We start from the raw sequence: 15,560 nt of genomic DNA on the forward strand, positions 1-15,560 counted from the left end.
GACCTTCTGGTTCTGGAAAATCAACACTTTTAAACACAATGTCAACTCTTGATACAAAAACAAGTGGAAAGCTTTTCTTTAATGGAACTAACATAAATAAAATATTTGACTCTAATATTGAAAAATTTAGAGGAGAAGAGCTTGGATTCATATTTCAAAACTTTAATGTACTACCAAACTTAACAGTACTTGAAAATATAGCAATTCCACTAACACTAAATTCAACTAAAACAGTAGAAGAAGTAAAAACCCTTGCAACTTCAATTGCAAAACGTGTTGGTATAGAAGATATTCTTACAAAATTCCCATCAGAATGTTCTGGTGGACAAGTTCAAAGAATATCAATTGCAAGAGCACTTGTAAATGAACCAAACTTAATCTTTGCAGATGAACCAACAGGAAACCTAGACTCAAAAAACTCTCATGAAGTATTATCAATACTAAAAGACTTTAATGAAAATGACAAAAAAACAATCGTAATGGTTACTCATGATAATATGATTGCAAGTTATGGACATAGAGTTATCTTCTTAAGAGATGGAAAAATTGAACATGAATTAATCAGAGGAGATATGTCACAAAGTGACTTCTTCTATAAAATAGTAGAATTCAATTCAAAAGAAGCTCGTATGTTATTTAAATAATCTATAAAGCAGTAAGGATATTTCTATTCTTACTGCTTTATAATTTATTATTCAATAATATTTCTAGTTTTTTCTGTTTTAATTATTTTTCTTATTAATATACACGATATTATAAATAAACCCATATATAATACATGTATAAAATATTTAGGCCCTCCAACAACTGTCATTTCATATAGACCAAATAATTTAAATCCACCTATCAAAACTGCCATTATTGGAATTTGTATTCCTATTAAGGATATATAACTTTTAGCCTTATTTCCTACAAACAAAGTAATGCTTGTTATTATAAATGTTAGTAGATACATTAATATTATTGAAAGAATTATATATTCTCCAAATGTTAAATTAAACCATAAAGTATAATCTGAAAATATTCCATTCATACTGCAGTCCCAAAACTTTAATGTTCCATTTTGTGAATATAAGAAAAATAGTATTCCTATCTCTATGGTTACTACTAAAAAGCTCGTTACTAATGCTGCAATAATTTTTTTATGTGTTAATCTTCTTCCTATTTTAGTTGTATATTGATAATAATTCATTTTATTTTTTTTATCTTTTATAAATATAGTTGATATTATAAAAGCTATTGTGATTATAATAAGTATAGAAAAATTTGAAATAATCCAATCATAATTTCTGACTATTACAATACTTAAAACTGAATTTGAAATATCATTTTCTAAAACCCAATCTATTCTTTCTTTATTTTTTTCTGTTCTTCTAAGCTCAAACCAGTCCTCTTTATCATAATACCTTTCAATTAAGTACTGTCTCTCATCTAGCTCACTTATTAATTCATTATTTTCCTCAAATGTAATTTTTGAATGTAATTCATCTATTTCTTCTATAGAATCATTTTGATGCTTGTTATAAAAATCTAAGTAAGATTTAACTCCTGCTGCTTTAGCATCATCTCTTTTTTGTAAATATTCATCCCCTTCTTTTTCTAATTTTTTTGTATCATTAATAAAATCCTTCATTTCTTCTTCATCTATTTCCGTTCCATACTTATCAAGCATTTCACTACTAATATTATAGTGAGCTACCTCAGGCAATCCAATTGGAAAATAATTTATATAAGGTCGCCCTATAAATATATTCCAAATTACAAAACCCATTATTCCAACTATAATAATACTCTTAACATTAAGTAATTTTTTTATTTCATTAATTATAACTCTCATAATATCCCCACTTTTATATATTTTCTTTCTTAAACCTTTTAACACAAATACAACTCAATACTCCCACAACAATCATATTTGTGAATATTACAATGATTTCGTAATGTTCTTTAGTAAGAAATAATCCTGCCTCTCTAAACCACATATGTGGATTTAATGATAATATAAAAACATTATAATGGCTCCATATTAAAAATTTTGATTCTTCGCTTATCCAGCTTGGCATTAAAAATGCCACCCCAAACAATATAAAAAATATAAAGAATGTTCTATAACTATTTTTACAAATAGAAGCTATTATAAATGTAATAGCTGAAAATATAAATGAGATTAAAAATACAACTACTATACTTGATATTAGGTATTCTTTAAATGATAAGCTATACCACGTTATAGTAGGTCTTAATTCCCAATTTAAAGCACTGCTAATCGGTATATTCCAAATTTCACTATAATCGAAAACTAAAAAATACATCAAAAGCGTTAATCCTAGCATAATCCCTGTAACTGCAAAAGATACTACACTATACACACATAACTTGTCCTTAATTAAGTTTCTCCCACGTTTAGTCACATTAACTAATAGCATTGTTTTGTTATCTCTTTCATAATTTATTAAAAGTGCTCCACTTAAAACTATTAGTATAATAATCTCTGCCATCACCTTATTGAATATTTTTCTAAATAATAAGCTATGTGTTTGTAGACTTCCTAAAAAATATAAGTTTTTATGCTCCTTATTACTTTTTAGTTCTTCAAATCGTGGCACTAATTCTTTATAATTTTTTCTTACTATATTTGCTACTTCCCCACTTAGCCCATAGCTTTTTATATCTATTTCTAGTCTTTCTATTATATCTATTTTTTCTATCGCTTTAATATTTTCTATTGCTACCTCTTTATAAATTTCTGTGCCTATTACTTCATTTATTATCTTCGTTTCGTCCTCTGTTAAACTATTTCCATACCTTATACGCTCTAGTTCTTTACTTTCTAAAAATTCTTTTCCTGATGAATACTCCTTATTTAACTCTCTCTTAGTAATTTTATTTGCTTCTTTTATATATTGTTTTGAATGTCTTTCTAAATCTTGAATTAATTCTTCATCCACTCTGTATCCAAAACTGTCTATTTTTTCATTTAAAAATTTTAATTCTTCATTTATATAAGAATTTGTATATATCTCCCAACCATTATAAATAAAAAATATAACCATTAAGCTTATGATTATTGGTGATGCTATCACTTTTTTTATTTCATATTTTTTAATATTCATCCCACTAGCACCCTATTTGATTATCTCTATATTGATATAAGAATACATCCTCAATTGTAGGATAAACTTCAATCCACTCTTCACTTTTCTTCTCTTCACTTATAAATCTTATTTTCACTTGTCCCATTTCTTGCTTTTCAGATATAATTAAATGTTTTTTTCTAAATTCATTATTTTCTGTAAAACCTTGAATAGTTTCAAATACTTTTCCCTCTATGGTTTTGCATATATTTTCTATTGTATCCTTATACAATACTTTGTGATTTTTAATCATAACTATCTCATTTGCAATAAACTCAATATCTGATACTATATGTGTTGATATGATTATAATTTTATCTCTAGATAATTCACTTAAAAGATTTTTAAATCTTCCTCTTTCCTTTGGGTCTAATCCAGCTGTTGGCTCATCTAAAATAAGTATTTTAGGATCATTTAATAAGGCTTGTGCTATACCAACTCTTTGTATCATTCCTCCTGAAAATTCCTTTAATTTTTTATTTGCAACCTCTTCTAAAGAAACCAATTTTAAAAGTTCCTCTATTTTCTTTTTAGCCATAGCTTCTTTTATGCCTTTTAAAGCTGCTATATATAATAAAAATTTATTTAATGTATAATTTTTATAATATCCAACCTCCTGTGGTAAATATCCTAAAATATCTCTATATTCCTCATCTAAAGAAATTATATTAGTTCCTTCATAAATAATTTCTCCTTTAGTTGGAAATATAAGTGTTGTTAACATCTTAATTAAAGTTGTTTTCCCTGCTCCATTTGGTGCTAAAAGTGCATATATACCATTTTTAAACTCTAAATTTATTTCTTCAAGCGCTGTAAAATCACCATATTTTTTAGTAACATTATTTACTACTAGCATCTCTTTCTCCCCTTTTTCTACCATTTATTAATTTACTTAGACTTTTTATATATAATCCTACACAAACTATCGAGATAATTATATGAATATATATTGGTCCTTTTATCATAAATTCTTCATATACTCCATTATTTACATTATTAAAAATCATATTAATTCCTATCCATGTTCCAATAAATAGATATTTTAAGATTTTCACCTTAAAATGTATTAATCCATATATACATATAGTTGAAAATATAAATAAACTAGTTATAGATAAAAGAATTCCTCTAAAAACATTAATCTCTCCATACATTCCTGCAATAAGTATTCCTAATGTATTTATCAGACTACACATTATACTAAAGAAAAACATTCTTATTGCAATTAATGCATATATATTATATTTACATGCCATTTCTATATGGAATGCATTCTTTTCTTTAGCATTATATATAGAAAAAACTCCCATTACTAAAAAAAATAGTGGTGAAATAATAAAAGTAAATTTATACATCTCCATTTCATTTGCAATAGAAATTGTATCAACTGAAAAAATTAATATTATAATTGCACTAAACATAAGCATTATCAATTCATTCTTATCATGAAATATATTTTTAAATCCAAGTTCTTTAAATGCTTCAATTACATACCCCATAAAAGATTTTTCTTTTTTTATTCCATTTTCTACAATTACATCTAGTACATCTTTATCTATATTTTGAATATCTATTTTAAATTGCTCTTTATCAAAATCCATTGTTTTCCTCCATCATTTTTTTTATTTTTCTTACGGTAGCATAATATTTTGTCTTCACAGTAGATTCTGGCAACTCCAAAATCAATGCTATCTGAGTAAATGTCATTTCACCAAATATTTTCAACCTAACTATTTGTTGAATACTTGCATTAAAAGTATTTAATTTTTCTAATATTTCTTTTGTATCTTCCTGTATTTCAAATATGTCTTCAAAACTATTTTCATAAAGCTCTACACTTTCTTCAATCTCATCTACAGTTGTTTCATATTTATAATAAGCTGTTCTATACATATCTATTATCTTGTTACTTGCTATCTTATATATCCATGTCTTAAAGGAAGCCTTTTTTTCATCAAATCTATGGATAGATTTCAATACAGATATAAATATCTCCTGTGTTAAATCTTTTGACAGTTCTTCATTTTGAGTTTGTTTACAAACATAAATATAAATATCTTTGTAATAAAGCTCAATCAACTTACTAGCAGCATTTTTATCATTCTTATTTCTTACTTTTTTTATTAACCTCTGTATTATAATCTCTATCCCCCCTCATTTTAATTTTTTCTCTTTCATCCCTTCATCTATGTATTCGTATTAAATTCTAAAATAGTTTTAAAATTTACTAAAAAAGTTTTTTTATCCATTTTATTGTATTTAAAATAAGTGAAATATACAATAAATTGAGAGATAAATCGCTCAAAATAAATTTAAAAGAAAACTCAAAGGGAGCACGTATGCTTTTTAAATAAAGAAAAAGGTAATGCAATTTTTTCTCTTGCATTACCTCTTTTTAATTATCCTTTAAATACTTTAAAAAGTTTTTTTCCATTTATAGCTACTAAAGCTACTGCTCCCATAACTATTCCCATTACAAATGTCATAATCCCTTTATCACTTGTATCTGGATTTTCTAAATTTGTTTCTTTAACTTCTTCAGTTTTTATTTCTTTAATTTTATCTTGCTTTTTATTTTCTGAAGTAGTTTCTTTCTTTACTTCTTCTTTTTCTGAAACAACTGGTTTTTCTACATCTGGCTTCTCTACATTTGGCTTCTCCGTTTCTGGTATAACTGGTTTTTCTACATCTGGTTTTTCTGTTTCTGGGGTAACTGGCTTTTCTACATCTGGTTTTTCTGTTTCTGGCTTAGTTGGTTCTATAACCCCTGGAAGGACTACAAAGTTATTATCTCTTTCCATTTCAATTGTTGATTGTCCCTCTTTATCTGCATCAGCATTAAATTTTAATGTAGCAGTATCAAATCCACCTATTTTAACTTCAAAGCTTTGTGCGCCTTCCCAAAGACCTCCTAGTGTAACTCTTCCTTCGCTATCTGTAGTCATTTCTACTCCACTAATACTTACCTTTGTATTTGCTATAGCTTGTCCTGTTTCTCTGCTTATAAAAGTTACAACATGACTTGCAGTTTCAGGTGCTAGATTTATTTCTTCTTCATAATTTTTATCTGCTTCAAATATTGTAGTTTTTAAAGTTGTGTTTTGGAATCCATCTTTTCCTACTGTAATTGGATTTTCATGTCCTGCTTGTACTGGCATATCTTCTATGACACCATCACTGTTTGTCTTTAATTTTATTCCATTTACATTTAACTCAGTATTTTTCATTAAATCTCCAGTTTGAGCATTTCTAACCTTTATGCTAACTCTTGCATATCTTGCTACTGGATTTACTTCTAATGTAGTTTCTCCTTCTTTTCCAATTTCAGTTTTAAACGAAACATTTGTAGTATCATATCCATTTACTTTAACTTCAAACTCTTGGTTTCCTTCCCAAAGCTTCTCTAAAATTAATTTACCATCTTCATCTGTAGTAAACTTTACTCCTCCAACAGTTACATTTGTATTTGCTACTGGTTTTCCTGTTACTCTATCTACAATTTTTATAGTATGTTTAACCATCTCTGGTGATAAGTTTATCTCTTCTTCATAATTTTTATTTGCTTCAAATATTGTAGTTTTTAAAGTTGTACTTTGGAATCCATCTTTGCTTACTGTAATTGGATTTTCATACCCTGCTTGTACTGGCATATCTTCTATAACACCATCATTATTTGTCTTTAATTTTGCTCCATTTACATCTAATTCAGTGTTTTTAATCATTTCTCCTGTACGTGCATTTCTAACCTTTATGCTAACTCTTGCATACTTTGCTATTGGATTTACTTCAAGTGTAGTTTCTCCTACTTTTCCAACCTCAGCTTTAAAAGCAAGTGTTGTACTATCGAACCCATCTACTTTCACATTGAACTTTTGGTTTCCACCCCAAAGCCCTGTCATTGTTATTTTACCCATTTCATTTGTAGTCATTTCTGTTCCACCAATGTCTACTTTTGTATTCTTTACCGGTTGTCCATTTGCTCTATCTATAAAAGTTACAACATGACTTGCTGTTTCAGGTGCTAAGTTTGCTATTTCCATATAATTTTTATTTGCTTCAAATATTGTAGTTTTTAAAGTTACTTTCTCAAATCCTTCTTTACTTACTGTAATTGGATTATAATGCCCTGCTTGCATTGGAATTTCTTCTATTATTCCTTTATCATTTGTTTTTAAATTTATTCCATTTACATTTACAACAGTATCTTTCATAAGTTTTCCTGTGTATTCATTTTTAACCTTTATACTAACTTTTGCATATTCAACCGCTTGTGCTTGTTCTATTTTTATATTTTCTTTATTTTCAGTTCCATCTGCAAATGCTGTTAAAGCGTTTCCCCCTATAGTTGTTACTGCCAACCCTGCTGCGATTATAATCTTATGTATTTTTTTATTGTTCATTCTCTTACCTCTTTCGTACGTTTAAATTTTGTATTTTTTGTGTCTTTATTCACATTATATACATATTTTCGACTTTTTGAAAGGTTTTTTGAAAAATATTTTAATTTTATTATATTTCTATTAACAAATCTCTTTTTTGGAAGATTTATTAAATATAGCATCTGATAGAAAACTATTAATTAATTTCTATATATACATAAATAGTATTCACTCACGCAAAAAAGATGTAGATTTAATAACCTACATCTTTTTAACTATTTACTTAATATTACTTATGCCCTTTTGCTCCATTTATAATTAATGAAACTAATGCTGCACATGGAATAAATGCTGCAACTATTACAGGTAACCACATTATCATTTGAAGTATGCTCATTACAAATCACCTCTTCTTTTCTTATTTATTTTGAAAGATTAATTCTTCTATTAATTCTTGACAACGTCTTCCCTTACAGTGCCCTGTTCCAGCACCTGTCTTTTCAGCTACTTTTAAAAAAGTGTCACATCCACCTTTTATAGCTTCTACTATTTCATCCTTAGTAACCTTTTTGCATTTGCATATAATATCTTCTTTTCTACTAAATAATCCCATCTTTACTTCATTTCCTCTCTTCTTTTTTCTGCTTTTTCTACTATTAAATTTGCTTGTAATGTTGTAAGTGGTAGTTCTAGCTTATTTTTATATGCTAGGAATTTTGGCTCCCAGTTATGAGCATATTTTGCTTTATATTTTTTTAATCCTTCAAAAGAGTAAACTCTCTCTCCAAATAAATACATTTGATATGCTATCTTTTCTGTTAAAAAAGAATATTTTGATGTTCCAACATTTGAAAGTGGTGCAACACCCATATCAAATTCTTCATAACCATTTTCCTTAGCCCATTCCATTGCTTTTACAAAGGTATAATCCATAACTCCCCTTGGATTATCATTTGTGTGTCTCATTAAATCTGAGCATAATTTCTTATTTTCCCCATAGGTTTGCATAAGTGTTAGAAAAGCTTTTAACTCGCCTTCTTCATTTCTTACTAAAAGAACTGGCCCTGTTTTTATATAGGCTCTATCAAAGAATCCCATAGAATAACCCATTTCATTTCTTCCATTTAACCAAAGGTCTGAAATATCCTGCATTTTATCTAAAGTCCTCTCATCAACCTTTTCTACAACTTCATATGTGTAACCTGATTTTGTTATCTTATTACAACAAGTTCTTACCTTTTGCATTTTTTGTCCTGCAATCGTAAATTTACTTAAATCTACAATTGCTGCTTCACCAGTTTTCATATATCCATATCCAAATTCATGTAAGATACCAAGCATTTCACTGCTAACTTCAAAGAATATTGGAGTATATCCATAGAGGTCTACAAAGTCATAAAACTCCTCTATAAACTCTCTCATAGTATCCATATTTCCTACTGGATTTCCAAGCACAAAGACTTTATTAGACATTTTAGCGTACTGTATAAAACCTTCATATTTTTCTGATACAAAAACATATTTATCTCTTAAATAAACTAAATGAGTAAGTGAAGTTCCATTATACTTTTCTAATGTTTCTTTTACCTTATCTTCAACTTTATCTAAAGTCATATCAGGCATTTTATTTTTATATTTTCCTATAAAATGCATAACTACAAGAGATACGATTGAAATTAAAAGTCCTAAGCTACTGGTTCCTATAAGTGCTCTATAATCTTTATTTAAGCTTTTAAATATAAATGGTAGTTTATATAGCTTATATGGATAATTTAAGTAAACTCCAATAAGATATACTCCCCATAAAATAACTAAAAGTGCTATACACACAATCATATCCTCAACACTTATTTTAAAGCTTTTCCTAGTAAATGCCTTTCTACTTAAAATTACACAGACAAATACAATTAAAAGATATACAACTGCTATAAGATTAAAGGATTTTAATACTGTAAGTATTGTTCCTACTATTAAGAATATTATAGTTAAATAATAAATACTTTTTGCCTTTGTTTTTATTAAAAATCCCATTACTATAAGTAAAAATCCTACTATTATAACCAATGTTTTTGAAAAATGCATTTCAGTGTTTAAACTTAAGAATCTAAGTTCTTTAATTTTATATACTAAGCTTGGTATTGCATTACTTAAGAGAAGTGATACCCCTGATAAAAGCACTAGAACTCTAAGGGCTATAAATCCTACACCAGTATAAACGCTTGAGAATATCTCTCTTGTATTTTTACTACTTCTTATATAAAACTCATGTAAAAATAAAATTAAAGATATTAATAATGGTATTAAGTAATAAGTAAGCCTATATAAAAATACGGCAAATAATGCAATTTCCTTTGGAATACCTGCTGTACTCAATCCAACTATCATGGTTAAATCAAAGGCTCCAATAGCCCCTGGAAGCATACTAACCATTCCTAAAAGCATTGATATTACAAATATAGGGAACAATGCTATAAAGCTTAAATGGGTATGTAAAACTGTAGTGATTGCAAAAAATAATCCAATTGAAAGAGCCCAATCTAAGAATGATGAAAATACTATAGAAAATAAATATTTTCCTTCTTCAAAAGCATTATTTTTCTTGTTTTTATAGTAACTATATATTATTATTCCAGGAATATATAAAGCTATTATAAAAGCACATAAATTTCCAATAGTAAAGAAATTGTTTGGTCTTACATAAAAAATTAAATATAAGATTGACAGAATTGATAATCCAGAAGGATTTAAAAGTGATACCTTAGTTATCTCAGTTAAAAGTGTCTTTTTATCAACCTTTTCCTCCTTATAGAAATAAGTTCTAAGACTTATTCCTGCTGCATCTCCAACCCCTGCAACAATAGTTATTGCATTGATTATAAATCCATATTTAAATATCTTTCTGTTTTTTATATCAAAGTTTAATTTCTTCTTTATAAAATAATCATAAAGACACATAGGAGAAAATGCGATAAGACCTAAAATAACTAAAAATGCTAGACTTCCATATGACATTCCATGAAGACCTTTTTCTAAAATTCTTATACTAAAATTCCCCATAAATCCTTTAATTCCTAAAATTAAAAGAATTACAATAATAACTCCAAACAAAACTTTAAGTCCTGTAATCAGTTTTTTCTTCTTTAGTAAATCCATTATTTCTCACCTTTTTATTCATTTTGTTTTAATTATACTATAATATTTCATAAAAGCATATTCATACAAAAAAATTAAGGTTCTCTTTATATTTATTCTCTCTCTAAAATTTAGATAACTATTTTTAATATTAGAATACTATATGTAATATATTAATCTTTAAAAGGAGGACACATTTTGATTAATTACTTTTTAATGCCACATCCTTCAGATGTAATCCCTGAAATTTCTTTCAATTCAAAAAGAAAGCTTCCTCAAACCTTAAATGCATTTAAGAAAGCCTTTGATGAAATTGATGAAATTAATCCTGATACAATAATTCTTATATCTTCCCATGAAAATATTCTTCCGGATACTTTTTTAATTTATTCTGAAACCTTTATATCAGGAAGCTTAGAAGAATTTAATCTTTCCACACTCTCTGTAAAGTATGAAGTTGATTTAGATTTAACTAAATCTATTATAGAAACCTCAAAAGAATACAGTATTTTAACAACACCTATAAATACAGAAACTAATGCGCAACATGACTTATCATTAAACTTACCTTCTAGTGCTTGTATTCCTCTATATTTTCACAAAAATAAGAAAAATACAAAGCTTGTATATATAACATATAGTCTACTATCAAAAATAGATCATATACGGTTTGGAAATGCAATTAAAGATGCTATATTAAAATCATCTAAAAATGTAGTGGTAATTTCTTCAATGAACCTGTCCTATATAGGAAATAAATCAATTTTAGATAAATCAAGTCTTTTATTTGATAAAACCCTTATAAATGATTTAAATAAAGGTGATATGGTAAAAGCTCTTTCTATAAATGAAAGCCTTGTGCAAGCCAGTAAATGTTCCTACAAACCCTTAGCAATTTTACTTGGACTAATGAATACCCTTGATGCTAAGGCAGATATTTATAGCTATGAATCTCCCTTTAATACCTCACATATTCTTATACGATTTACTCCAGGTACTTGCTTTGGTCTCTTAGATTATTTTTTGGAAATAGCAAAAGAAAATCATTTAAATAATCTACTATATAAAAACCCATACACAACCCTCTCAAGGAAATCTTTAATATATTACTTCAAGTATGGAAATCTTCCAAAGCCTGAAATTATAGAAACTAGTGGCGTTAGTAATTCAAAGCTTGGTGTTTTTGTATCGCTTTCCTTAGATGGTGCTTTAAGAGGGTACGCTGGAAATGTAATCCCTCAAACACAAAACTTAAAATCTGAAATAATAAAGGCAACCTTTGATGCTGCCTTTAAGGACAAGCGATTTCCAAAGCTAACCTTTAGCGAACTACTTTCTTGTAAAATATCTGTTTATGTTGTAACACATAGAGAAGAAGTTCCATTTATTCATCTAGATTACTACGTTTATGGTGTTACAATTCGTGGGAATGGCAAAAGTGCATCACTTCTTCCAAATACGCTAGGTATAAGAAATACCTTTGAGCAAGTAAATCTTGTCCAAGAAATGGCAGGCTTAGATGATAAGGAAGACTTTACTTTAGAACGCTTTAAAGTAATTAAATTTGAAGAGTAAAACTCTTCCTTTTAATCTTAACTTTTCATAACTATCAATCTTTTAATTGACCTCTCTTCAATATACTGATATCTTTAAATATATGATATACACGAAGGAGGAATTTCTTTATGCCAAATAGTATAAAAACATATTCAAAAATAAAAATAAATCCATTAAATCCAAATCCTGATTTAATATTAATAGACGATATAGCACATTCATTATCACTTATGTGCAGAGCAAATGGACATGTATCTGAATTCTTTTCAGTAGCTCAACATAGCATTTGTTGTGCAGAAGAGGCAATAGCACGTGGCTATTCAAACAGAATTGCACTAGCACTTTTACTACACGATGGAAGTGAAGCATATCTTGCAGATATAACAAGACCTGTTAAAAAAAGTCTTACTTTTTATCTAGAGGTTGAAGATAAACTGCAAAACACTATTTATAAAAAATATCTAGGCTCTGATTTAACAAAAGAAGAAAGTGAAAAACTAGGAATAGTAGATGATGCAATACTTTATCATGAATTATTAGTCTTTATGGATGAAAAGCTAGACTTCAAAGATACAGATTTAAAATCAAAACCAAACTTTAGTTTTGAACCATTTAAAGAAGTTGAAGATAGATTTAAAGAACTATTCAACGAATTAACAAATAAATTAAATGCTTAATATTAAAGCCTTCTTGCCTTAAAAACAAGAAGGCTTTATCTTATTCTAGATAAATTTTGTAGAATATCTCCTAGTGGGATATAATAAAGATATAAATATTATTATAGAAAAGAAGCGTGATACAAATGAATAAAGTAGAAGTAATTAAACGATCTTTAAGTGGTGGTGCTGTTTTTAATTTTTTAAAAGTTACTAGAAAAAATACGCCTTTAAGAAAAGAGGTTGATTTAAAGGAAGTTATAAATAAACTTAGTAAATCTGGCAAGGATTATATGCTTAAACATCATAGAGCTGTTAAAATGACTGAAGAATATTACATAAATAAAATGAAGGTTTATTCAATTAACAACAAAAATGATAAGCAACAAAGAGTTATCCTTTATCTTCATGGTGGTGCTTATATTATGGACCCTATGAAATATCATTTTGATACTGTTTATGAAATGGCTAAAAAACTGGATGCAAGAGTTATTTTCCCAATTTATTTTAAAACTCCTGAATACACTTATAAGGATTCCTTTAGAATAATTTTAGAAATTTATAGATGGATACTTAAAAATTCTGATAATAGTAGCCTTGTTACTATTATGGGTGATTCAGCAGGTGGTGGATTTGCTCTTTCTTTAGCACAAAAAATAAGAGATGTTAAATTAGACCAACCTAAAGATATAATCTTAATGTCTCCATGGCTTGATATAGAAACTAAAAATCCAGAGATAGAAAATTTTCAGTCTAAAGATGTAGTACTAAACTCAATTCAACTAAATAAACTTGGTAAACTATGGGCAGGTGATACAGATTTAAAAGATCCTCTTGTAAGCCCTATTTATGGAACTTTTAATGACCTTGGAAAAATAAGCTTAGTAGTTGGAACAGATGAAATATTCTATCCTGATGTTATGAAACTTCATGAAATCCTAGATACTGAAGAAATTACACATAACACTTTAGTATTTGAAGAAATGTTCCATGACTTCGAAATAACTCCTACAATTGAAGGAAATAAAGCACGAAAAAGAATTGAAGAAATTATCAGAAGTTAGTAAAAAGCACCTCTATCTTTTAAGGAATAGAGGTGCCTTTACTTTCTAAAGATACAAAACTTCAGTTGTACTTAGTTTAGATACCCTTATATATATCTTTCCATTTCATCTTTCACATTCTCATTTTCAATAAAAAACTTTATAATTTTTATCTTTCATAATCACCATTTCACTATTTAAAGCTTCTAACTTTTAGCATATTTTTATTGGAAATTTAATCATATCAGTTTATAATTTATTTACATTTTAAATATAAAGGGGATTATTTAATGCGAAAACTAACTATCTTACTAACATTAACACTATTTACAGGATTATATGGATGTAGTGCTAAATCTGATACTACTAAGACTGATGAGCCTATTGAACTGGTAGAAACTGCTCCTATAAGAAATGAAGTAGATTACAGTTCTAGTTTCAAGGACACTACTGGATGTGCTGTGTTTTTCACTCCTGATACTAATACATATAATATTTATAATAAGGACTTAATAAATGAGCAGATATCACCCTACTCAACTTTTAAAATAATAAACTCACTAATGGCTTTATCTCAAAATGTAGTAACTTCACCAGACTCAAAGCTTGGATATGATGGAACTATTCATTGGCGAGAATCCTGGAATAAAGATATTCCATTTAAAGATGCCTTCAAAGAATCTTGTGTATGGTACTATGAAAAACTTATGGATTCACTAAATAAAGATTATGTCCAAGAAACATTATCCAACTTAAAATATGGAAACTCTAACTTAACAGCATGGAATGAACAAGGACACAATACTTATTGGATATCATCATCCTTAAAAATATCTCCAATAGAACAAATATCAGTACTAGAAAACATATTTGAAGGAAAATCAAACTTTGATCCAAGCCATGTAGAAATAGTAAAAGACTTTATGCTAATAGAAAAAACTGACAACCTAGCAATCTACGGAAAAACAGGAAGTGCCAAAGATACAAATGGTTGGTTCACAGGCTTTCTAGAAAAAGAAGATGAAAGAACATACTTCGCCATTCGCATAAAAGATAAAACAAAAAAACTCCCAGGCAGTCTTGCCAAAGATATAACCTTAGACATCATAAATAAAAATTTCTTCACTATAACCTCTTAATTCTTAACTGAAAAAAGGAGTTGCATGCAACTCCTCTAAAAATTCTAAATTTTAAATTTTTTATTCTTAATTAACTAAACAAATTTCTCAATCAAGCTTTCCTTCTCAGGCTTTCTATTCTCAATAACATATCCTTGCAGAAGAGTTTCTTCTGCCTTTTTAAACTTTTCTTCATCACTTGCATAAAGTATTGCTAAAGTGTCTCCTGCCTCTACTTTATCACCTATTTTTTTCTTTAAGATAACTCCTGCTCCATAATCTAAAGCGTCTTTTTTAGTTTCTCTTCCTGCTCCTGTTAAAAGTGATGCCACTCCAACTTTTTCTGCATTTAAGTCAAAAACATATCCACTCTTTGTAGCTTTCACTTCATGCATATATTGGCTTATTACAAGTTTTTCTGGGTTTTCTATAAAGGATTCATCTCCACCTTGATTTTTAACTAATACTTTTAATCTTTCTAATGCTTTTCCATTTTCTAAGTTTTCTATTAAAAGCTTTCTAGCATCTTCAATAGTTTCTG

Annotated in this window: 13 protein-coding genes and 1 pseudogene; 5 read left to right on the plus strand and 9 right to left on the minus strand. The window is 27.8% G+C overall.

From position 1 onward, the window contains the following. Nucleotides 1-644, plus strand: a 644-nt coding sequence (locus tag ACRC28_RS13920; RefSeq protein WP_438544048.1) for an ABC transporter ATP-binding protein, incomplete at its 5' end; no start/stop codon positions are given. 47 nt (nucleotides 645-691) lie between these two features. Here ACRC28_RS13920 and ACRC28_RS13925 read toward each other — a convergent pair. The 8 genes from ACRC28_RS13925 to mprF form a co-directional block, all read right to left on the minus strand. Then, entirely contained in the window at nucleotides 692-1,837 is a 1,146-nt protein-coding gene (locus tag ACRC28_RS13925; protein ID WP_438544049.1) for a hypothetical protein, read from the minus strand. Nucleotides 1,838-1,850: 13 nt separating this feature from the next. After that, nucleotides 1,851-3,113 carry a hypothetical protein gene (locus ACRC28_RS13930; protein WP_438544050.1) on the minus strand — a complete coding sequence of 421 codons (1,263 nt, stop codon included), beginning with the start codon at nucleotides 3,111-3,113 and terminating at the stop codon, nucleotides 1,851-1,853. Nucleotides 3,114-3,117: 4 nt separating this feature from the next. Then, nucleotides 3,118-3,990, minus strand: a complete 873-nt coding sequence (locus ACRC28_RS13935) for an ABC transporter ATP-binding protein (protein WP_438544051.1) — start codon at nucleotides 3,988-3,990, stop codon at nucleotides 3,118-3,120. Further along, the gene (locus tag ACRC28_RS13940) at nucleotides 3,974-4,735 is read right to left on the minus strand and encodes a hypothetical protein (protein ID WP_438544052.1); all 762 of its coding nucleotides are present in this window, start codon (nucleotides 4,733-4,735) and stop codon (nucleotides 3,974-3,976) included. Before ACRC28_RS13940 ends, ACRC28_RS13935 begins: the two co-directional genes overlap by 17 nt. After that, nucleotides 4,725-5,282 carry an RNA polymerase sigma factor gene (locus tag ACRC28_RS13945; protein WP_438544060.1) on the minus strand — a complete coding sequence of 186 codons (558 nt, stop codon included), beginning with the start codon at nucleotides 5,280-5,282 and terminating at the stop codon, nucleotides 4,725-4,727. The genes ACRC28_RS13940 and ACRC28_RS13945 overlap by 11 nt, the downstream gene beginning before the upstream one ends. A 251-nt stretch (nucleotides 5,283-5,533) precedes the next feature. Further along, a complete protein-coding gene (locus ACRC28_RS13950) occupies nucleotides 5,534-7,534 on the minus strand; it encodes a hypothetical protein (RefSeq protein ID WP_438544053.1) in 2,001 nt (666 codons plus the stop codon). Between the two features lie 397 nt (nucleotides 7,535-7,931). Further along, entirely contained in the window at nucleotides 7,932-8,126 is a 195-nt protein-coding gene (locus tag ACRC28_RS13955; protein ID WP_438544054.1) for a (2Fe-2S)-binding protein, read from the minus strand. Between the two features lie 2 nt (nucleotides 8,127-8,128). Then, on the minus strand, nucleotides 8,129-10,666 hold the full coding sequence (mprF, locus tag ACRC28_RS13960; protein WP_438544055.1) for a bifunctional lysylphosphatidylglycerol flippase/synthetase MprF: 2,538 nt from the start codon (nucleotides 10,664-10,666) through the stop codon (nucleotides 8,129-8,131). A 177-nt stretch (nucleotides 10,667-10,843) separates the two neighbouring features. Here mprF and ACRC28_RS13965 point away from each other — a divergent pair, with 177 nt between their 5' ends. The 4 genes from ACRC28_RS13965 (at nucleotide 10,844) to ACRC28_RS13980 (ending at nucleotide 15,040) form a co-directional block, all read left to right on the plus strand. Then, the gene (locus ACRC28_RS13965; RefSeq protein WP_438544056.1) at nucleotides 10,844-12,220 is read left to right on the plus strand and encodes an AMMECR1 domain-containing protein; all 1,377 of its coding nucleotides are present in this window, start codon (nucleotides 10,844-10,846) and stop codon (nucleotides 12,218-12,220) included. A gap of 110 nt (nucleotides 12,221-12,330) precedes the next feature. Continuing rightward, nucleotides 12,331-12,879, plus strand: a complete 549-nt coding sequence (locus ACRC28_RS13970; protein ID WP_438544057.1) for a phosphohydrolase — start codon at nucleotides 12,331-12,333, stop codon at nucleotides 12,877-12,879. Nucleotides 12,880-13,004: 125 nt separating this feature from the next. Next, the gene (locus ACRC28_RS13975; protein ID WP_438544058.1) at nucleotides 13,005-13,922 is read left to right on the plus strand and encodes an alpha/beta hydrolase fold domain-containing protein; all 918 of its coding nucleotides are present in this window, start codon (nucleotides 13,005-13,007) and stop codon (nucleotides 13,920-13,922) included. Nucleotides 13,923-14,191: 269 nt separating this feature from the next. Next, entirely contained in the window at nucleotides 14,192-15,040 is an 849-nt protein-coding gene (locus ACRC28_RS13980; protein ID WP_438544059.1) for a penicillin-binding transpeptidase domain-containing protein, read from the plus strand. Nucleotides 15,041-15,114: 74 nt separating this feature from the next. On the opposite strand, the pseudogene deoA reads toward ACRC28_RS13980, so the two are convergent. Further along, nucleotides 15,115-15,560, minus strand: a pseudogene (gene deoA, locus ACRC28_RS13985) (pyrimidine-nucleoside phosphorylase); the annotation flags it as partial.

Source organism: Clostridium sp. (genome assembly GCF_051650885.1).
Taxonomy (GTDB): Bacteria; Bacillota; Clostridia; order Clostridiales; family Clostridiaceae; genus Clostridium.